The following is a 20530-nucleotide window of genomic DNA, read 5'->3' on the forward strand; positions in this document are numbered from 1 at the left end:
AATGGTGCAATGGGGTATTCAATATGGAAACGGCAAACTTACCTGATAACACACTGATTTTAGACTCTTTAATCCATTCAGTGCTGGTTATCAATCAAGAATTCATTATTTGTTATGCAAACCACGCTGCGTTACAAGTTTTGGCACAAAGCCGTCGCAAATTATTTGAAACACCTTTTACCGATTTGTTTAGTTATCATTCATTTGATGCTGAACTTATGCAAGAAACCTTAGCAAACGGACAAAGTTTCACTGATAACGAAGTAATTTTGGTTATTCATAACCAATCACACACTATGTCGCTCAGTGCCCAACCTATTTCCGAGCAACATATTTTGTTGGAACTGGCGCCTATGGATAGTCAACGTCGGTTAAGCCAAGAGCAGATCCAACAAGCCCAACAAATAGCTGCAAGGGAATTGGTTCGGGGGCTGGCACATGAAATTAAAAACCCGCTAGGGGGATTGCGAGGCGCCGCACAATTACTGGCAAAATCGTTACCTGATCCCGCGCTGATGGAATACACACAAGTCATTATCGAACAAGCAGACCGTTTGCGTACACTGGTTGATAGACTGTTAGGCCCTCAGCATCCTGGTACAAAAACACATCAAAGTATTCATCATGTTGTTGAGCGTGTAGCCCAATTAATTTTACTGGAATGCCCAGAAAACGTCACATTATTAAAAGATTACGACCCAAGCTTACCTGAACTTTCTCATTACCCAGATCAAATAGAACAAGTACTACTCAATATTACGCGTAATGCCTTACAAGCGGTTGAAAAAACAGGTGGGACGATAATTTTACGTACTCGCACCGCGTTTCAAGTCACTCTTCATGGTGAGCGTCACAGACTTGTTGCACGCATCGATGTGATAGATACCGGAAGCGGTATTCCCCCACATTTACAAGATACCCTTTTCTATCCAATGGTAAGCGGAAGAGAAGACGGAAATGGCTTAGGATTATCTATCGCTCGTAATTTAGTTGATCAGCACGCAGGTAAAATTGAATTTACTAGTTGGCCGGGTAATACCGAATTTTCTATTTACCTGCCAATAAAATAGGAGATAACCAATGCAAAAAGGAAATGTATGGGTTGTTGATGATGACAGCTCAATTCGCTGGGTCCTTGAACGCGCAATTACACGAGAAGATATGTTATGTCGTGCTTTTGAACATGCTAACGATGTGCTCAAGGCGCTAAATAGCGAACAGCCTGATGTATTATTATCAGACATTCGTATGCCTGATATGGATGGTTTATCTCTACTTAAAATAATAAAAGAACAATATCCTACACTGCCCGTTATTATTATGACTGCACATTCTGATCTTGATGCCGCAGTGAATGCTTATCAACAAGGTGCTTTTGATTACTTACCAAAACCTTTTGATATCGATGAAACGCTTGCACTAATAGAGAGAGCAATCACACACTATCGAGAGCAAAAGCAGCCGAATAATACTGAAAATATACTTCAATCTGTTTCTGATATGATTGGCGAAGCCCCTGCAATGCAAGAAGTTTATCGTATTATCGGTCGACTTTCTCGCTCATCTATTAGTGTGCTAATTAATGGAGAATCGGGTACCGGTAAAGAGCTTGTTGCTCACGCGCTTCATCGTCATAGCCCTCGTGCTTTGGCTCCATTTATTGCCCTAAATATGGCGGCGATCCCCAAAGATTTAATTGAATCTGAACTCTTTGGTCATGAAAAAGGTGCGTTTACTGGCGCTTCTCAAATTCGTCAAGGCCGTTTTGAACAAGCCAATGGTGGTTCTCTTTTTCTGGATGAAATTGGTGATATGCCATTAGATATCCAAACTCGTTTATTACGCGTATTGGCTGAAGGGCAATTTTATCGAGTTGGAGGCTATGCCCCTGTTAAAGTGGATGTCCGAATTATTGCAGCAACCCATCAGGATTTAGAAAAACGAGTGAATGAAGGCGATTTTCGTGAAGATCTCTACCATCGCCTAAATGTTATTCGCATCCAATTACCACCTCTTCGCGATAGAACAGAAGATATTCCTAGTTTAGCGCGCTACTTTCTGCAAAAAACGGCAAAAGAGCTGGGTGTTGAAACCAAATCTCTGCATGAACAAAGCTTAAAAACCATGATGGAATACGTTTGGTCTGGAAACGTAAGACAACTCGAAAATGTGTGTCGTTGGCTGACGGTTATGACTGCAAGCCAAGAAATCATGCCACAAGATTTACCGTCTGAGATCCGCTTAGCTGACGAGAAAGCAAAAAATATTAATCGGCTTACATCTCAACATTGGTCGCAACATCTCTCTTTATGGGCAGATGAAGCTTTAGGTGAAGGCAAAGAAAATATTCTTAATGATGCACTGCCACAATTTGAACGCACACTATTATTAAGTGCCCTTGCTTATACACAAGGCCATAAACAAGACGCAGCGCGGTTGTTAGGTTGGGGTAGAAATACGCTAACACGCAAACTTAAAGAATTGGGTATAGAGGATTATTAACCCTCCATACCTTAATGAATTAGATCACGCGCGAAAATTGACGCTGACGCATTTGATTACGCAAATAAGTATCGAAGCACATACAAATATTGCGAATAAGTAAACGCCCTCTTGGCGTAACTTGAATATGACTATTTGTAATTTCGATTAAACCATCGTTTTCCATTGGTACAAGCAATTCTAAATCTTCTTTAAAATAATCTTGGAAAACAATATCATAAGATTTTTCAATCTCCGTAAAATGGAGACTAAAATTACAAATAAGTGTTTTAATAACATCACGGCGAATACAATCATCATTAGTTAAAGAAAGCCCACGCCATAAGGCATTTCCTTCATTATTCACACGCGCATAATAGTCCTTTAGCACTTTTTCATTCTGCGCATAGTTATCGCCTAACATACTAATCGCGGAAACACCCATACCTAATAAATCGCACTCTTCATGAGTGGTATACCCTTGAAAATTTCGATGCAAAATACCGTTACGTTGAGCAATAGCCAGTTCATCATCAGGTTTAGCAAAGTGATCCATCCCGATAAATTGATAGCCATTTGTCGTCAATGTTGAAATAGTTTCTTGCAAAATATCGAGTTTTTCTTCTGCTAAAGGAAGGTCTTCATCTTTTATTTTTCGTTGGGCTGCAAATAAATTGGGTAGGTGTGCATAATTGAACACACTTAAACGGTCTGGCGATAATTCAATAACGCGTTTTAGTGTAAAAGCGAAACTCTCTTTAGTTTGCTTTGGTAAACCATAAATTAAATCGATACTGGTTGAATGAAATCCAACTTCGCGAGCTCGTTCAATAAGCGAAAAAATAAAAGCTTCGTCTTGTTCACGATTAACTTTTTGCTGTACTTCTTTATTGAAATCTTGCACACCCATGCTTAAACGATTGAAACCTTCATTGCGTAAATGATCGATAACATCTAATTCAATCTCACGTGGATCTATTTCTATCGAAAGCTCAGCATCTTCTACAAAATGAAAGTGCTTACGTAATAAAGCAACTAATCGGCTGATCTGTTTTTTATCAAGGAATGTAGGCGTTCCACCACCCCAATGCATTTGGGTTACACATCTATATTGAAAATAAGTTGCTCTATTAATTATTTCTTTTTCTAGCACATCAAGATATTCATCTGCTTTATGTTTATGGCGGGTAATGATTTTATTGCAACCACAGAAGTAGCACAGCTTATGGCAGAAAGGAATATGAATATAGAGTGATAACGGGCGCTCAGGATAACGTTGAGTCGCCTTAATAAAATCAGCATCACCGTATTGTTGATTAAATTCCAGTGCTGTTGGATATGATGTGTAGCGAGGACCTGAATAGTTATACTTATGGATCAGGTCAAGATCCCAAATAATTGTTTGCTCTGACATGCCTCTACCTTCCAAAAGTGAACTGCTGGTGTGTCATACCAGCAAACAGATATTATTAACATCTGAAATAGTAGTGTAACCAATAAATGATTGGCTGAATATGAAAGAAAGATCTGATAAAAACAAAGATATCTCTCTTTTTATAGCGATGCTAATCAACGCACTCACTGGATGTGACATAAATCACATTATAATAAAATAATCTTATTTTTTAAAAAAATTTGTTAATAAATTAAGTTTATTCAATATGTTAGTCGTTTATTCTAATTAGATAATTTCTTATGACTATTTTTACGCCGACTTTTAAAAAAGAAATTACTCAAAATACGATTTAAATTAATTCATTATATCGTTATCTTAATTTTATTATTCTTTTATTCTCTCATAATCCGATGATTGTAATAATAGTAACAATTATACCTTTACCTCATTTATAATATTACATACTCTAGATTCAAACATTGATTAATATCCAGTTAAGTCGTGTTTTGATTTAAATTCGAGAATCATTTAAAGAATAAAGGTCGCTATATTACATGGAAAGATAGCATCCCCCATACCTTATCTTATTCTTTTTTATATACCTCTTATTTGATCAGTCTCTTTTATACCCGATTAAGGATTATTAACCACGGAAGGATACGGACAAGCAACCAAGGATGGTTTATCTTTTCATAGCAATGCCTATTTAATTCCTTTTATATTTTTAAAATCAAAAAAATATTCTCTTTTATTTTGATGTTTTAGAAATTCTCTATTATTTAATAACCAGTAATAAGAATAATTATTATTTACTTATAAAAAAGACCTCGTTTATTTTAATAATATAATCGAGGCCCTTTGAATGATGCTTTTATAACGAAAATTTACTTAGCATCTTTACCATAGTTAGGAGAACGTGGCCCGTATAAAATGCCATTCGCGCCACCAGCAGAAAGTAAACGAACACTCGTTATTCCTGCAATTTGATGGCTTTTATCTGCTACTGTATTTACGACTTGATTCACAACCGCAGAGACTAACATTCCCACTAAGCTGCTTGATGAAGAATCATTTTCTGTACTTGAAGCCGTTGCAGTACCACTCCAAAGCAATTCACCATTGCGCAAATCAACTAATTTAGCGCCAACAGTAACTCGAGTATCACTAGAAATAATTTGATAAGTCGTACCATATTCAGTGATATCTAAATATAACACGGCATCAGCACCAAAAATTTCACGTAACTTATTAGGGCTGACGGCTTGGATATCACCGGCTGTGGATAACCCATTGTGCTTAAATGTCTCTTCTACAACCGCAACAGGGAAAACGTAGTAACCTGCTTCCGCTAAAGGATAAGTCACTTGAGATAGAAAGCTATGCCCAGCATCAACTTCTGGCGTGTGATTTTGTGGCAATAAAACTAAAATACTTTTTGGCTTACTCTGTTTAAATGCACTGTAGTCCGTTTTCACGGGTTCAGCACAACCGGTCAATACAAAAGCAAATATCACACACATCAAGGTTAATAAGCGTCTCATTTTTGCATTCCTTTGTTTTTCATCAGGTGATCCATAAACGCTGCGGATTCAGGGTAAAGCGTTTTCTCTTCATTAAACTCTGCCATCGCTAGATCTAATGCACCTGTAGCCCCATATAACATACCTAAATGTGCATGTAATCCCGGTGGGATACCCAATGATTTAGCACGAGAAAGCTCAATACTTTGCTTCAATGCATCAATCTGAGATTGGGGGTCGCTTTCACTTTGCTGATAATATTGATACACAACACTTTGATAACTATCCCAGTTGTAAAGTGGTTTTGGAGCACTAGTACAACCTGTTAGTAGCAACACGCCCATAGCAAGACTTATCAATAATTTTGACATTTTCTATATCCTTATAAAATTAAGTGTTACTTAGACGGCTGCCAAGCATTACTTTCAATCCCTGCAACAAGATTATTTACTGCTTCACGAATAGCTAAATCGAGCACTTTACCGTTTAATGTTGAGTCATAGCTTGCTGTACCACCAAAACCGATGATTTCACGGTTAGATAACTCATATTCACCCGCACCTTGAGAAGAGAAAACAACTTCTGAAGTGTGAACATTAACCACGTTTAAATTGACTTTTGCATAGGCTACTTGGGTTTTTCCACGACCTAAAATACCGAATAATTGACGATCACCCACTTCTTTACGACCAAACTCAGTAACATCACCCGTAATAACGTAAGTTGCACCTTTTAATTGTTGGGTTTGACCTTTAATTCCTGCTTCTTCTTTTAACTCAGACAAGTTAGCGCGATCTAATACATTAAAGCGGCCAGTCTGTTGTAAATGAGTCATTAAAATCGTTTTGGATTGATTACCTAATCGATCAACACCATCCGAAAAAATACCATTCATATAACTTGAACGGTTATCAAACTTACCAATTGAAATAGCGCTTTTAGGCCCCGCATAAGTTGTATTATAAGTTGCAACTTTAGCGACTTCTAAAGAACGTGATGATTCCGATGCACACCCAGCAAGTAATGTTGCTGAAATGACAATCACACCTAGAGATAACTGTTTTAGTTTCATTTTAATGACCTAGTAAAGATGAAGTGGAGATCTAAATACATACTTTTTATTTATTAGTATAAAAAGCAAAATAGATAACGATGATACTTTCTGTTTTTAATATTATTTAACATAAAAGCTATAACCCTAAAAGTTATAAGGTTAAATAAGCCAGATAACAATAATATAATGGCATTGTATAACAGAGGAAATAGCTAAAGGAATAGAAAAACAATAACAAATAAATATAGGATAAAGCGAAAATCATACTCTTTATTATCTTGAAAATATACCTTAAGTCAGTTTTATTTTAACACTGGTTTTAATAATTAAGAGTAAGAATATCCTTATAAGATAATTCATATTCTTTCTACAAGCATTGCCTCATTCTTCTTTTCAATAATCTTAAAAACAAAAATAAAAAAGGAGAAATAATAAATTACTCCTCCTCTCTTTATATTTGATTTCAGAAAAAAATTATCGCGCAATTAATAATAAACATTATTAGCGTTTTTTTCCAAATGCAGCAGCTAATGCATCGCTCATTGCGCTATTGCCTGAATTACTACCTGTATTATTTATTGATGAACGACTACTTCTCGCTGGCTTTTGTCCTTTGCTTTTTGAGTTATCTGCTTTTACTGTACTGGGTGTAGCACGGCTATGACTATCAGCAGCAACTTCATCTAAACGCATCGTTAAAGCAATACGCTTACGCGCTAAATCAACTTCGAGTACTTTTACTTTAACGATATCACCGGTTTTTACTACCGTATGAGGATCTTCAATAAATCTATCTGCTAAAGATGAAATATGAACTAAGCCATCTTGGTGAACACCAATATCCACAAAAGCACCAAAATTAGTTACGTTAGTCACTGTTCCTTCAAGGATCATACCACTAACAAGGTCATTCATCGTTTCAACACCCTCTGCAAAAGTTGCAGTTTTAAACTCAGGACGAGGGTCGCGGCCTGGTTTTGCTAACTCTTTTAAGATGTCATTAATCGTCGGAAGACCAAATTGCTCAGTAATAAAATCTCTCGCATTAACTTGTGCTAATAGCGTGCTATTTCCCATCAGGTCAGCTATTTTTTGATTCGTTGCTTGCAGAATATTTTCTACTACAGGATAGGTTTCTGGGTGAACAGTAGAAGCATCAAGCGGATTTTTACCATCACGAATACGTAAAAAACCAGCACATTGTTCAAACGCTTTTGGTCCTAAACGTGCTACTTTTAATAGCTGTTTTCTATCGACAAAACGGCCATTTTCATCGCGCCAATTAATAATATTTTGTGCAATAGATTGGCTAAGACCTGCAACTCTGGTTAATAGCGGTACTGATGCCGTATTTAAATCAACACCAACGCCATTAACACAGTCCTCAACCACAGTATCAAGCTTTCTTGCTAATAGGGTTTGGCTAACATCATGCTGATATTGACCCACACCAATAGATTTAGGATCAATTTTAACTAATTCAGCTAGCGGATCTTGTAAACGGCGAGCAATAGAAACTGCACCACGAATTGATACATCTAAATCAGGAAATTCATTAGCTGCAAGTTCAGACGCAGAATAAACAGAAGCACCCGCTTCGCTAACAATCACTTTTTGTGCTTTTATCTCAGGGTAACGTTTTACTGTTTCAGCAAAGAAACGCTCTGTTTCACGAGATGCTGTACCATTTCCTATCGCAACAAGTTCCACATTATGCTTTATACACAGTGCCGCAACACTTGCCGCTGCTTTATCAGTTTGTCCTGTATGAGGATAAATTGTATCAATTGCAATAAGTTTACCAGTGTTATCAACCACCGCAACTTTTACCCCAGTACGCAAACCAGGATCAAGTCCCATGGTTGTGCGCATTCCAGCAGGTGCCGCCATTAACAAATCATTTAAATTACGGGCAAAAACATTAATTGCTTCTTCTTCTGCCTTTTCACGCAACTGCCCCATAAGCTCAGTTTCGATATGCATTAATACTTTAATACGCCAAGTCCAACTAACAACGGCTTTACGCCAGCTATCAGCAGGTTGGTTATTTAAACGTAGACCTAAGTGCTCTGTAATGAGTTGCTCGCCATAGCTCTCTTTTGGCGCTTCTTCAAATTGAGGGTCTGGATTAAGTGATAGTTGAAGAATGCCTTCATTACGACCGCGAAACATAGCTAATGCGCGATGAGAAGGTACAGTAGCAATAGGCTCATGATGATCAAAATAATCACTAAATTTAGCGCCTTCTGCTTCTTTCCCATCAATCACTTTGGCCACAAGATGTGCATTTTTCCATAAATATTGACGTACTTTTGCCAATAATCCAGCATCTTCAGCAAAGCGTTCCATTAAAATATAACGCGCACCATCAAGGGCTGATTTTGTATCATTAATCCCTTTCTCTGCATCTATATAAGCGCTAGCCGCTTCTTCTGGCGAGTTTTGTGGTTCATTCCACAATAAATCGGCTAATGGCTCTAAACCATTTTCTATCGCGATTTGCCCACGGGTGCGTCTTTTAGGTTTATAAGGAAGATAGAGATCTTCAAGTTCAGTTTTACTTTGGGTCTCATTGATTGAAGATAATAATTCTGGTGTTAATTTACCCTGTTCTTCAATCGATTTTAAAATAGTTTGGCGACGATCATTGAGTTCCCGTAAGTAACTCAGGCGGGTTTCCAATTGACGTAGCTGAGTGTCATCTAACCCTTCCGTCACCTCTTTTCGGTAACGGGCAATAAACGGCACCGTATTCCCTTCATCCAGTAACGTAATGGCCGAAAGTACTTGCTGAGGCTTAACTGTCAGCTCTTGAGCAATAATTCGGCTTAATGATTCATTCATAATATATTTTACCTACCGAGAGGAGTGGTTAAAAAAGATGGCTATTATACACGCTGAACACCAGAAAAATTCTGCTTATTGCAAATCAACCTCAACAATTATGAGGAAAATAACAGATTATTTTATCATTCACGCTATAGTATCTTTATAAAATTCAATGTTGATGATAATTTTTATCTGTAATGGCAAAAAGTAACTATATTACCCGTGATGGCTGGCACGCTTTAGACAAAGAGCTAAAATATCTTTGGAAAGTAGAGCGCCCGATAGTCACACAATCCGTTTCAGAAGCAGCGGCACAAGGTGACCGTTCAGAAAATGCTGAATATATTTATGGAAAAAAGCGACTACGTGAAATAGATAGACGGGTTCGTTTTTTATCTAAACGTCTTGATGAGCTAAAAATTGTTGACCCAGATCCTCGCCAAGAAGGCAAAGTCTATTTTGGTGCCTGGGTAACCCTTGAAGATGATGACGAGAACGTCAAAACCTTTAGACTAGTAGGGCCGGACGAGTTTGATCCGTCAAAACAGTGGATTTCAATTGATTCTCCCGTTGCCAGAGCACTTATTGGTAAAAAGGTTGATGACGAAATTAGTGTTCAAACACCGGGTGGTGAGGTTAACTACCACATATTATCTATCAAATATCATTCGGAATAAGATAAATAAAAAGTTGTTTTGTCTTTAAATAGATGACAAGACAAGTTTTCTCTGTAAATCATTAACGTTTATTCTTTGTTTTTGGTTTAATATTCTTATCAATGATAGAATTCGCTAATAAGAGCATTTGCACTTCGGGGGCTTAAAAAATGCAAGAAAGTTACAAAGTTCTAATCGTGGATGACGATTTGCGTTTACGTTCACTATTAGAGCGCTATTTAACAGAGCAAGGTTTTCAAATCCGTACTGCTGCAAACGCCGATCAAATGGATCGTCTATTAACTCGCGAATCTATCCACCTTATCGTACTTGATTTAATGCTTCCAGGTGAAGATGGATTATCTATTTGCCGCCGGTTGCGCAGCCAAAATAACCCAATCCCTATTATTATGGTTACTGCCAAAGGGGAAGAGGTTGACAGAATTGTTGGGCTAGAAATCGGGGCCGATGATTATATATCCAAACCGTTTAACCCAAGAGAATTACTTGCTCGTATTCGTGCGGTGCTTCGTCGCCAAGCTAACGAATTACCCGGCGCACCATCTCAAGATAACGCCATTATTTCTTTCGGTAAATTTAAGCTGAATTTAGGTACACGTGAAATGTTCCACGAAGAAGAGCATATGCCTCTGACCAGTGGTGAGTTTGCAGTACTTAAAGTGTTGGTATCTCACCCTCGTGAGCCACTGTCACGAGACAAACTCATGAGCCTAGCTCGTGGTCGTGAATACAGCGCAATGGAACGCTCTATCGACGTTCAAATTTCGCGTTTACGCCGCATGATTGAAGAAGATCCAACTCATCCACGTTATATTCAAACGGTTTGGGGGCTAGGCTACGTATTTGTGCCAGATGGAACCAGCGTGCAATGAGAAGGCTGAGGCTTTCACCACACAATAAGCTAACGCGTTCTCTGTTTCTGGTTATCTCACTACTTTTTTTTAGTTTGATAGCCAGTTACCTTGTTGTACAGCATCTTATTGTGGGTCCAAGCCTACAGCAATTTAATAAAGTATTAGCTTATGAAATACGAACTTTCATCCCCGAGGAGCTCATTTTAGTTGATGGCACTCCGCTTAAAATTTCCCCTGCTCTGCGTAATAAAATCTACAATGAATTAGGTATTTCCTTTTTTGATAAAAAAACAGCATTAAAAGAAGGGCTTCATTGGGCAAAAGAAGATGATGAACTTAGCCAACAGATGTCTGAATACCTTAATGGTGAAACCGTAATTTGGATTGAGAGCACACTGGAATATCCTGTTTTATGGATTAACACCTATATTTCACCTTCTTTATGGATCCGGGTTCCACTCACTGAATTAGGGCAAAATTTCTTGCTGCCAGTTTATCGCCAAGCAATTATTTTTATTATTATTGTTATTGCCTTTTTCTGGTTATATAACCGTTTTCAAAATCGCCCATTAAACGAAGTGGAATATGCAGCTCGTCGTATTGGTAAAGGCGTTATTCCTCCCCCTATCCCAGAATCAGGTTCATCAGAGATGCGTTCGATCATTCGAGCATTTAATCAAATGTCATCAGGTATTCGCTCTTTAGATAATGATCGAACCTTAGTTATGGCCGGTGTCAGTCACGATTTGCGAACACCTTTAACACGAATTCGTCTGGCAACTGAAATGATGAGCTCAGAAGATAGCTATCTTGCTGATTCTATTAATAAAGATATTGAAGACTGTGACGCCATTATTGGACAATTTTTAGACTATATACGCACAGGAAAAGAGATGTCATTAGAACTGTGCGACATGAACTGTTTATTACAAGAAGTTCTCTGTGCTGAATCTAACTCTGGCAAAATTAGCGAAGAACATCTTTATCCTTATCCTATTAATATTACGGCGAATCCCATTGCGGTGAAACGCGCACTCGCCAATATGATTGTGAATGCGACTCGTTACGGCAATGGTTGGATAAGTGTTTCTAGCGGCAAAAATGAAGAATTTGCATGGTTTCAAGTAGAAGACGATGGCCCCGGTATTCCATTAGAAGATAGACAGCGGTTATTTCAACCTTTTGTTCAAGGTGAACAAGCAAGAAGTACAATGGGAGCAGGTTTAGGGCTTTCGATTATTCGCCGTATTATGGATGCTCATGGTGGTTATGTTGAACTAGATGATAGCGTCAAGGGTGGATTATTAATCAGAGCAAACTTCCCATTAAAAGAACGTGAAGATGACGATGATTAAACATCATTACTAATCTCATTTTTCTCTATTTATTATTTTTTCCCGCAATTCCTCACTATTTTTCATCATTTTTTCTCATTGTCATAAAACTGTCATAATTAAGACATTTAATTGTCATCTAACTGACCTATTGTCTGTGCGTACCGAAACCGAAGTTGATAGATGTCGAAGTTATTCTACCTATCCCACAGGAGGGATTATGAAACTGATGCGTACCACCCTGACTAGTGTCATTGCCGCTGCGTTTTCAATGACCGCTCTTTCTGCACAGGCAACGACCTCGCTGACTGGTGCTGGCGCAACGTTCCCTGCCCCAGTTTATGCTAAATGGGCAGATTCCTATCAAAAAGAAACAGGTAACAAAATTAACTATCAGGGCATTGGTTCCTCTGGTGGTGTAAAACAAATTCTTGCCAACACTGTTGATTTTGGTGCTTCAGATGCGCCATTAACAGATGAAAAATTAAAAGCTGATGGCTTGTTCCAATTTCCAACCGTTATTGGTGGCGTTGTACTTGCAGTTAACATCCCTGGCATTAAATCGGGTGAATTAACCTTAGATGGTGAAACTGTTGGTAATATCTACTTGGGTAAAATCCAAAAATGGAATGACCCCGCTATCACTAAGCTCAATCCTAACGTTAAACTACCTGACCAAAATATCGCCGTTATCCGTCGTGCTGATGGTTCAGGAACTTCATTCGTTTTCACTAGCTACTTAGCAAAAGTAAATAGCACATGGAAAGATGAAGTCGGCGCAGGTTCTACCGTGAAATGGCCAACAGGTTTAGGTGGAAAAGGTAACGATGGCATTGCGGCTTTTGTTCAGCGTGTACCGGGTTCTATCGGATATGTTGAATATGCGTACGCAAAACAAAATAGCCTTGCTTATACTAAATTAGTAACTGCTGATGGTGAAATTATCTCACCAACTGCAGATAGCTTTAGTGCAGCAGCAAGAAAAATTGATTGGAGTAAAAGCTTTGCACAAGACCTGACTAACCAGAAAGGTGAGAATGCATGGCCAATTACTTCAACCACCTTTATTTTAGTGCACCAAACTCAGAAAGATGCAGTAAAAGGAAAAGAAGTGCTGAACTTCTTCAACTGGGCTTACGATAAGGGTAATCAGGAAGCGAAAAACCTCGATTACGCAGTATTGCCAACAGAAGTTGTAGAACAAATTCGTGCAGCATGGAAAACCAGTATCAAAGACAGTAATGGTCAGCCAATTTACTAATAACACGGCAACCATTGAGAGATAAGTTAACGTTCACCCCCTGCTAAAACAGGGGGTACTAAATAAAAGAGGCTTTATGGCCGAGCACACAACGGTAATAAAGGCCCCTAGTAAACGAGGGGACGTTATTTTCAGCGCACTAGTCCGACTAGCTGCGTTGATTACGCTTTTGCTTTTAACAGGTATCATTGTTTCACTGATTTTTGCTTCATGGCCAAGTATTCAACAATTCGGCCTTTCCTTCTTATGGACAAAAGAGTGGGATCCACCGGCACAAGAATTTGGTGCTTTAGTTCCTATTTACGGCACCATTATCACCTCAATAATTGCACTCGTTATTGCAGTTCCGGTGAGCTTTGGTATTGCACTCTTTTTAACAGAACTAGCACCTAATTGGTTAAAACGCCCGTTAGGGATAGCTATTGAGCTATTAGCGGCTATTCCAAGTATTGTTTATGGTATGTGGGGGCTTTTTGTCTTCGCACCACTATTTGCAACCTACTTTCAAGAGCCCGTTGGTAATGTGTTATCTACAATTCCTATTGTTGGTGAATTGTTCTCTGGCCCAGCCTTCGGTATTGGTATTTTGGCTGCCGGTGTTATTTTGGCCATTATGATCATTCCTTATATCGCCTCTGTTATGCGTGATGTGTTTGAACAAACACCAACCATGATGAAGGAATCCGCTTACGGTATTGGTTGCACAACATGGGAAGTTATCTGGAATATCGTTCTACCTTACACTCGTAATGGGGTAATAGGTGGCGTAATGCTAGGTTTAGGTCGAGCATTAGGGGAAACTATGGCGGTGACCTTCATCATCGGTAATACCTACCAATTAGATTCCGTGTCTCTGTTTATGCCAGGTAACAGTATTACCTCTGCATTAGCAAACGAATTTGCAGAAGCAGAAACCGGATTACATACTGCAGCGTTAATGGAATTGGGTCTTATCCTGTTTGTCATTACGTTTATTGTGTTAGCGATATCTAAATTTATGACACTACGTTTATCTAAAAATGAAGGAGCGCGTTGATATGTCTAGAACATCACCTGCTTCATTACAGAGTCAAACAGAAGGCCAATTACGTACACGCCATAAACGACAGCTATGGCGTCGTCAGAAAAACCGTATTGCATTATTTCTTTCTGTTTCAACAATGGCATTTGGCCTCTTTTGGCTAGTTTGGATCCTATTTTCTACGGTAACCAAAGGTTTTGATGGTATGTCGCTGGCTCTGTTTACAGAGATGACACCACCACCAAATACAGAAGGTGGTGGTCTTGCAAATGCGATAGTAGGTAGTGGCCTATTAATTTTATGGGCAACGGTTATCGGAACACCATTAGGTATTCTTGCAGGTATCTATCTTGCAGAATATGGTCGCCGGTCGTGGCTAGCAGAAGTCACACGATTTATTAATGATATTTTGCTATCAGCACCTTCGATAGTGGTCGGCTTATTTGTTTACACCATCGTTGTCGCACAAATGCAGCACTTTTCAGGTTGGGCCGGTATTGTGGCATTAGCACTATTACAAATACCTATTGTCATCCGTACCACTGAAAACATGTTGAAATTGGTTCCTGATAGCTTACGTGAAGCCGCTTACGCTTTAGGTACACCTAAGTGGAAGATGATCTTAAAGATCACCTTAAAAGCATCGGTGTCGGGCATTATTACTGGGATTTTATTAGCGATAGCCCGTATAGCTGGCGAAACAGCACCCCTGTTATTTACTTCACTATCAAATCAATTCTGGAGCACAGATTTAAACGAACCGATAGCCAACTTACCAGTGACTATCTTTAAGTTCGCCATGAGTCCATTTGCGGAGTGGCAACAACTTGCCTGGGCTGGCGTATTACTTATCACCCTCTGTGTTCTATTTATCAATATTATTGCGCGCGTGCTGTTTGCTAAAAACAAGCATGGTTAACGCCAAAGCTAAGTAAGAGAGAACGTTTAATGACAATGGTTAATGATAACGCTGGAAATAAAATCCAAGTTCGTGACTTGAACTTCTACTACGGTAAATTCCATGCGCTAAAGAACATCTCGTTAGATATTGCCAAGAATAAAGTCACTGCATTTATCGGGCCTTCAGGCTGTGGTAAATCAACCTTACTACGTACTTTTAATAAAATGTACGAGCTTTATGGCGAGCAGCGTGCAGAAGGTGAGATCCTGTTAGATGGCAACAATATTCTGACAGATAAGCAAGATATCGCACTTTTACGTGCCAAAGTCGGTATGGTGTTCCAAAAACCAACACCATTCCCAATGTCGATTTATGACAATATTGCCTTTGGTGTGCGCTTATTTGAAAAATTATCTCGTGCTGATATGGATGATCGCGTTCAGTGGGCTTTGACTAAAGCCGCATTATGGAATGAAACAAAAGATAAACTACATCAAAGTGGATATAGTTTGTCTGGTGGTCAACAACAGCGTTTATGTATCGCTAGAGGTATTGCAATTCGCCCTGAAGTATTGCTTCTTGATGAGCCGTGTTCAGCATTAGACCCCATTTCTACAGGTCGTATAGAAGAACTTATTAGCGAACTTAAATCAGAATATACCGTCGTTATCGTTACACATAATATGCAACAAGCCGCGCGTTGTTCAGACCACACTGCATTTATGTATTTAGGCGAGTTAATTGAATTTAGCGATACGGATACGTTATTTACGCGTCCTGCGAAAAAACAAACTGAAGATTACATCACTGGGCGTTATGGCTGATAACGAGGCAAAGAATGGATAATTTAAATCACAATAAGCATATTTCTGGTCAATTTAATGCTGAGTTAGAGCATATCCGCACTGAATTAATGGTTATGGGCGGTTTAGTTGAAGAACAGCTAAAAAAAGCCATTATGGCGATGCATAACCAAGACCAAGCATTAGCGAATGAAGTAATTCAAGATGATCACAAAGTCAATATGATGGAAGTGGCTATTGATGATGCTTGTGTTCGCATTATTGCAAAACGCCAGCCAACAGCCAGTGATTTGCGCTTAATTATGTCGATTTCAAAAACTATCGCCGAATTAGAACGCATTGGTGATGTGGCTGAAAAAATTTGTCATACCGCACTTGAGAAGTTTTCACATCAGCATCAACCACTGTTAGTGAGCTTAGAATCTTTAGGTCAGCACGCGGTGCAAATGCTGCATGATGTGCTTGATGCTTTTGCGCGTATGGATTTAGAAGAAGCGGTGCGTATTTATCATGAAGATGCCAAAATCGACAATGAATACGAAGGTATTGTGCGTCAGCTAATGACATATATGATGGAAGATCCTCGCACCATCCCTAGCGTACTTACAGCGCTGTTTTGCGCACGTTCTATTGAGCGTATTGGCGACCGTTGCCAAAATATTTGTGAGTTTATTTTCTACTACGTTAAAGGTCATGATTTCCGCCATATTGGTGGTGACCAAGTTGAAAAAATGCTGACAAGAAATGATAACAATTCATCATCTCAATAAATAAACCGATCAATCTCTTTACTCTCTTATTTTACAGAGGCTTTTTAGCCTCTGTTTTTTTATTTATTACCTTTCACTTTCCTAATTTTGAATCAAATTAACGCGACAACTTTCTAAGGCTTATTCCATAAAAGAATATTCATATCAGTTTTTATTATTTTATGAACTTAGATCAACTTGATAGCGTGATACTCAACATAACAATGATGATAATTCTTTTTCTGGGGTGAATAATGAAATTACGTGTTCTGGCAACTGCATTAATTGCAGGCTCTGTATTATTTTCTGGTATCGCAAAAGCCGATAAATTAGATGACATAAAAAAAGCAGGTGTAGTCCGTATTGCTATTTTTGATAGTAACCCGCCTTTTGGGTTTGTTGATCCACAAACCAAAAAGCTAGCCGGTTATGATGCTGATATCGCGAATGAAATCGCAAAAGATTTAGGTGTTAAACTTGAGTTACGCCCTACTAATCCTGCAAACCGAATTCCTCTTCTTAGCTCAAAGAAAATTGATTTAATTGCAGCTAACTTCACGATTACTGAAGAACGAGCCAAACAAGTTGATTTCTCAGTACCTTATTTTGCAACGGGACAAAAATTTATTGCGCGTAAAGGCGTGTTAACTAACCCAGACCAAATTCACTCGCTGCGTATTGGCGCAGATAAAGGCACAGTGCAAGAAATTACGCTGCGTGAGCGTTATCCTGACACCAAAGTTATCTCATACGATGATACTCCTCTTGCCTTCGCTGCATTGCGCAATGGTAACGTCCAAGCGATTACCCAAGATGATGCTAAGCTGGTGGGATTATTAGCAAATCTGCCTGATGCAATAAAAGCAGACTTTGAAATTTCACCTTTTAGTATTACTCGTGAATACCAAGCCGTTGCAGCCGCAAAAGGTGAAGATCGCTTAATCAATGAAATTAATAACACGCTATTAAGATTAGAAAAAGAAGGTAAAGCTGACGAGATTTATAACCGTTGGTTTGGCCCTGAAACAAAATCAGCGCAGCCTCGTGGCGACTTTAAATTTGCACCATTATCTGAGCAAGCACCACAATCTTAATTATCTAAGAATTAGTTAATAACTCAGCTAATTAATAAAAAAATTATTCTTTTATTAAAACATCGGCCCCGCTTAAGCGGGGTTTGGTGTCTGCATAGGTAATATTATGTTTGAGCAATTTCTTACCCACTACCTTCTTGAACCTCATTATTTGAGTTGGCTATGGAATGGTTTTTTAATCACCTTGCTCATCTCTTTTTGGACGATAATCATCGCTACGTTGTTGGGTTTTTTACTCACTGCGGCACGCGACAGCACATTGGCTCCTTTACGCTGGTTAGCAGCAATTTATACATCTCTATTTCGCAATACCCCTTTGTTAGTGCAACTCTTTTTTTGGTATTTTGCTTCCGGCGAAATTTTGCCACAAGCTGCGATGATATGGCTAAACACACCTCATGAAGTCTCATTACTCGGTCTCACACTCTCTTGGCCTTCTTTTGAATTTTTAGCAGGCGTTATTGGGCTGACATTTTATTCTGCGCCTTTTATTGCGGAAGAACTACGCGCAGGTATCCAAGGGGTAAAACAAGGGCAAAAATACGCATCACTGGCATTAGGTTTAACGCAATGGCAATCAATGCGTTATGTCATTTTGCCTCAAGCATTTCGCATCGCGCTTCCTCCTTTGTTAGGTCAGTATATGAATGTGATAAAGAACTCATCACTAACAATGGCAATTGGTGTCGCAGAGCTCTCTTATGCGTCCCGACAAGTAGAAACAGAATCACTACGCACCTTTGAAGCTTTTGGTGTTGCAACAATACTTTATATTGCTGCTATTGCACTAATGGAAGCATGGGGACAATGGCACCAACAACGTAAATTAGCACAGGGGTATTGATATGGACTTTACTGTTATTGCTGATAATTGGCAGTACCTCCTGTTTGGCGCTTATCCAGAGGGTCCTTTAGAAGGTGCTGCACTAACGATTTTTATTAGTCTAATCGCAGGTATTGCCTCTATTATTTTAGGCACATTGGGAGGCATTGCATTAGCGATGCTAAGAGGTGTATGGGTTAACCTATTTGCTGCATTTTTAGGCTTTTTCCGCGCCATTCCCGTCATTATGTTGATATTTTGGGTCTATTTTTTATTACCTGTTGTACTTGGAATGGATATTCCTGAAATTACTACCGTGATTTGTGCCTTGGCGCTTATTACTTCCTCTTATATCGCGCATGGTGTAAAAGCTGGCATTTTAGCAATAGGCAAAGGGCAATGGCAGGCTGGATTATCACTTGGGTTTAATCGTTGGCAAGTACTATGGCATATCGTGTTACCTCAAGCATTACGTATGATGGTGCCTTCTTTTATTAATCAATGGATAGCATTAATTAAAGACACTTCTTTAGCTTATGTTGTGGGAGTAGGAGAACTTTCTTTCTTAGCCACACAAGTCAATAACCGCAGCATGGTCTATCCAATGGAAGTATTTTTATTTGTTGCTTTTATTTACTTTGTGCTCTGTGTTTCATTGGAAATTATCGCCAACAAAATAGCCAAATTATTTTCAACACAAAAAGAAAAACATCCTTTTTGGCAAATAATCTTTCCTGTTAAAAAACAGAAATTCATTGAGAAACGTTTAGGTTAATCACTCAAAAACACTCATTTTCTAAATAAAAGTTATGCTGCTAACGGCATAACTTTGGCGATATCACATAAGTATTTGATTTAGGCGAGGGGACTTCTTTACAAATAAAATATCCCTGCGAGACAAGCTCATATCTCACATATAAATTAAAAAAAATACCAAATATAATACCAAAAAGAAATATCATTACAGTTGCTATAAAGAGTTTGTTATTAATTTTTATTAACTTATCTTTTATTGCAGATATCAATAATAAAGAAAAAAGATAACAAACAAAAGGCAGCGTAAAAGGTATGCTTGCTGTGACAACAGAAAATTTTATTTTTTCTGCTAAAAAGAAATAGTCCGCATAATCCATGATTGACGCATAGATAACAAAAAGAATGAGAGGGAGAACAATTAATGAGATTAAATAAATTTTATCTTTAACTTCAGTATCCATAATTAATTACACATCATAAGTGATTTAACATAGAGATTAGATTCTGTAAAATCGTTTGTTTCACAAATAAAATAGCCTTTAGAAAGAAGATCTTTTTCGACATAATTGGAAAAGAAAAAGCTAAAGATATAGCCAAAAAGAAAGAGCATGAGAAAAAACATCATTAATCTTTTACTTTTTTCTATTGTTCTCTTTTTTGATGATGGAAAGACCAATAAATAAATAAGATAAAAAACAGCAGGTACAGTAAATAAGAAAATAGATGTTTTAAATGAAAACTGAAACTTTTCAACAAGAAGAAAATAATTGATATAGCTCTCTATTGAGAGATATAACTCTATAGAGAAAATAACAAATAAAATACCTGATACTAGATATATTATTTCCATTAAACGCCTACCCGACATTCCCTATCTCCTTTTCTATCCTTAAGGAATAAAATATACGGAAAAAACTTATAATCAATACTGTATAAAAATTTAATATTTTTAAGATAATACGACTATTTGTTTCTAC

20 protein-coding genes are annotated in these 20530 nt (G+C 38.2%); 13 read left to right on the plus strand and 7 right to left on the minus strand.

Annotated elements, in window-relative coordinates; genetic code table 11:
- Positions 1 to 23 precede the first annotated feature (23 nt).
- Together glnL and glnG are read left to right on the plus strand one after the other, a co-directional pair.
- A complete protein-coding gene (gene glnL, locus PH4a_RS05945; RefSeq protein WP_129038494.1) occupies positions 24 to 1070 on the plus strand; it encodes a nitrogen regulation protein NR(II) in 1047 nt (348 codons plus the stop codon).
- 10 nt (positions 1071 to 1080) lie between these two features.
- A complete protein-coding gene (gene glnG, locus PH4a_RS05950) occupies positions 1081 to 2502 on the plus strand; it encodes a nitrogen regulation protein NR(I) (protein ID WP_129038496.1) in 1422 nt (473 codons plus the stop codon).
- A 19-nt stretch (positions 2503 to 2521) separates the two neighbouring features.
- Here glnG and hemN read toward each other — a convergent pair whose 3' ends face one another.
- From hemN to PH4a_RS05975, 5 genes are all read right to left on the minus strand, one after another.
- Positions 2522 to 3895 (minus strand): oxygen-independent coproporphyrinogen III oxidase, encoded by a 1374-nt coding sequence (gene hemN / locus PH4a_RS05955; RefSeq protein ID WP_129038498.1) that lies wholly within the window; start codon positions 3893 to 3895, stop codon positions 2522 to 2524.
- An 866-nt stretch (positions 3896 to 4761) separates the two neighbouring features.
- Positions 4762 to 5418 carry a DUF799 domain-containing protein gene (locus tag PH4a_RS05960; RefSeq protein ID WP_129038500.1) on the minus strand — a complete coding sequence of 219 codons (657 nt, stop codon included), beginning with the start codon at positions 5416 to 5418 and terminating at the stop codon, positions 4762 to 4764.
- Positions 5415 to 5768 carry a DUF4810 domain-containing protein gene (locus PH4a_RS05965; protein WP_129038502.1) on the minus strand — a complete coding sequence of 118 codons (354 nt, stop codon included), beginning with the start codon at positions 5766 to 5768 and terminating at the stop codon, positions 5415 to 5417. The genes PH4a_RS05960 and PH4a_RS05965 overlap by 4 nt, the downstream gene beginning before the upstream one ends.
- Positions 5769 to 5794: 26 nt before the next feature.
- Positions 5795 to 6469 carry a CsgG/HfaB family protein gene (locus PH4a_RS05970; RefSeq protein ID WP_064718182.1) on the minus strand — a complete coding sequence of 225 codons (675 nt, stop codon included), beginning with the start codon at positions 6467 to 6469 and terminating at the stop codon, positions 5795 to 5797.
- Between the two features lie 483 nt (positions 6470 to 6952).
- The gene (locus PH4a_RS05975) at positions 6953 to 9295 is read right to left on the minus strand and encodes a Tex family protein (RefSeq protein WP_129038504.1); all 2343 of its coding nucleotides are present in this window, start codon (positions 9293 to 9295) and stop codon (positions 6953 to 6955) included.
- Between the two features lie 182 nt (positions 9296 to 9477).
- Between PH4a_RS05975 and greB the strand changes: the two genes are divergently transcribed.
- The 11 genes from greB to PH4a_RS06030 all read left to right on the plus strand — a co-directional run bounded on the left by greB (position 9478) and on the right by PH4a_RS06030 (position 19572).
- A complete protein-coding gene (gene greB, locus PH4a_RS05980; RefSeq protein WP_064718184.1) occupies positions 9478 to 9957 on the plus strand; it encodes a transcription elongation factor GreB in 480 nt (159 codons plus the stop codon).
- A 149-nt stretch (positions 9958 to 10106) separates the two neighbouring features.
- The gene (gene ompR, locus PH4a_RS05985; protein WP_023583230.1) at positions 10107 to 10829 is read left to right on the plus strand and encodes an osmolarity response regulator transcription factor OmpR; all 723 of its coding nucleotides are present in this window, start codon (positions 10107 to 10109) and stop codon (positions 10827 to 10829) included.
- Positions 10826 to 12166, plus strand: a complete 1341-nt coding sequence (envZ, locus tag PH4a_RS05990) for a two-component system sensor histidine kinase EnvZ (RefSeq protein WP_129038506.1) — start codon at positions 10826 to 10828, stop codon at positions 12164 to 12166. Before ompR ends, envZ begins: the two co-directional genes overlap by 4 nt.
- A 199-nt stretch (positions 12167 to 12365) precedes the next feature.
- A complete protein-coding gene (pstS, locus tag PH4a_RS05995; protein WP_064718186.1) occupies positions 12366 to 13406 on the plus strand; it encodes a phosphate ABC transporter substrate-binding protein PstS in 1041 nt (346 codons plus the stop codon).
- 76 nt (positions 13407 to 13482) lie between these two features.
- Entirely contained in the window at positions 13483 to 14442 is a 960-nt protein-coding gene (pstC, locus tag PH4a_RS06000) for a phosphate ABC transporter permease PstC (RefSeq protein WP_064718187.1), read from the plus strand.
- A gap of 1 nt (position 14443) precedes the next feature.
- Positions 14444 to 15346: a phosphate ABC transporter permease PstA gene (pstA, locus tag PH4a_RS06005; protein WP_129038509.1), complete on the plus strand. Its 903-nt coding sequence runs from the start codon at positions 14444 to 14446 to the stop codon at positions 15344 to 15346.
- A 29-nt stretch (positions 15347 to 15375) separates the two neighbouring features.
- Entirely contained in the window at positions 15376 to 16152 is a 777-nt protein-coding gene (pstB, locus tag PH4a_RS06010; protein ID WP_064718189.1) for a phosphate ABC transporter ATP-binding protein PstB, read from the plus strand.
- A 14-nt stretch (positions 16153 to 16166) separates the two neighbouring features.
- Positions 16167 to 16901 (plus strand): phosphate signaling complex protein PhoU, encoded by a 735-nt coding sequence (gene phoU / locus PH4a_RS06015; protein WP_129038511.1) that lies wholly within the window; start codon positions 16167 to 16169, stop codon positions 16899 to 16901.
- Positions 16902 to 17134: 233 nt separating this feature from the next.
- Positions 17135 to 17974, plus strand: a complete 840-nt coding sequence (locus PH4a_RS06020; protein ID WP_064718191.1) for an ABC transporter substrate-binding protein — start codon at positions 17135 to 17137, stop codon at positions 17972 to 17974.
- Between the two features lie 106 nt (positions 17975 to 18080).
- Positions 18081 to 18818: an amino acid ABC transporter permease gene (locus PH4a_RS06025; protein WP_064718192.1), complete on the plus strand. Its 738-nt coding sequence runs from the start codon at positions 18081 to 18083 to the stop codon at positions 18816 to 18818.
- 1 nt (position 18819) lies between these two features.
- Positions 18820 to 19572, plus strand: coding sequence for an amino acid ABC transporter permease (locus PH4a_RS06030; RefSeq protein WP_129038513.1), 753 nt, complete (start codon positions 18820 to 18822; stop codon positions 19570 to 19572).
- Positions 19573 to 19612: 40 nt separating this feature from the next.
- Here PH4a_RS06030 and PH4a_RS06035 read toward each other — a convergent pair whose 3' ends face one another.
- Both PH4a_RS06035 and PH4a_RS18480 read right to left on the minus strand, forming a co-directional pair.
- A complete protein-coding gene (locus PH4a_RS06035; RefSeq protein WP_129038516.1) occupies positions 19613 to 20014 on the minus strand; it encodes a DUF1240 domain-containing protein in 402 nt (133 codons plus the stop codon).
- Between the two features lie 2 nt (positions 20015 to 20016).
- Complete coding sequence (locus PH4a_RS18480) at positions 20017 to 20421, minus strand: DUF1240 domain-containing protein (RefSeq protein ID WP_129038518.1); 405 nt, start codon at positions 20419 to 20421, stop codon at positions 20017 to 20019.
- Between the last annotated feature and the right edge of the window lie 109 nt (positions 20422 to 20530).

Origin of the sequence: Proteus hauseri (assembly GCF_004116975.1) — a bacterium.
Classification (GTDB): domain Bacteria; phylum Pseudomonadota; class Gammaproteobacteria; order Enterobacterales; family Enterobacteriaceae; genus Proteus; species Proteus hauseri.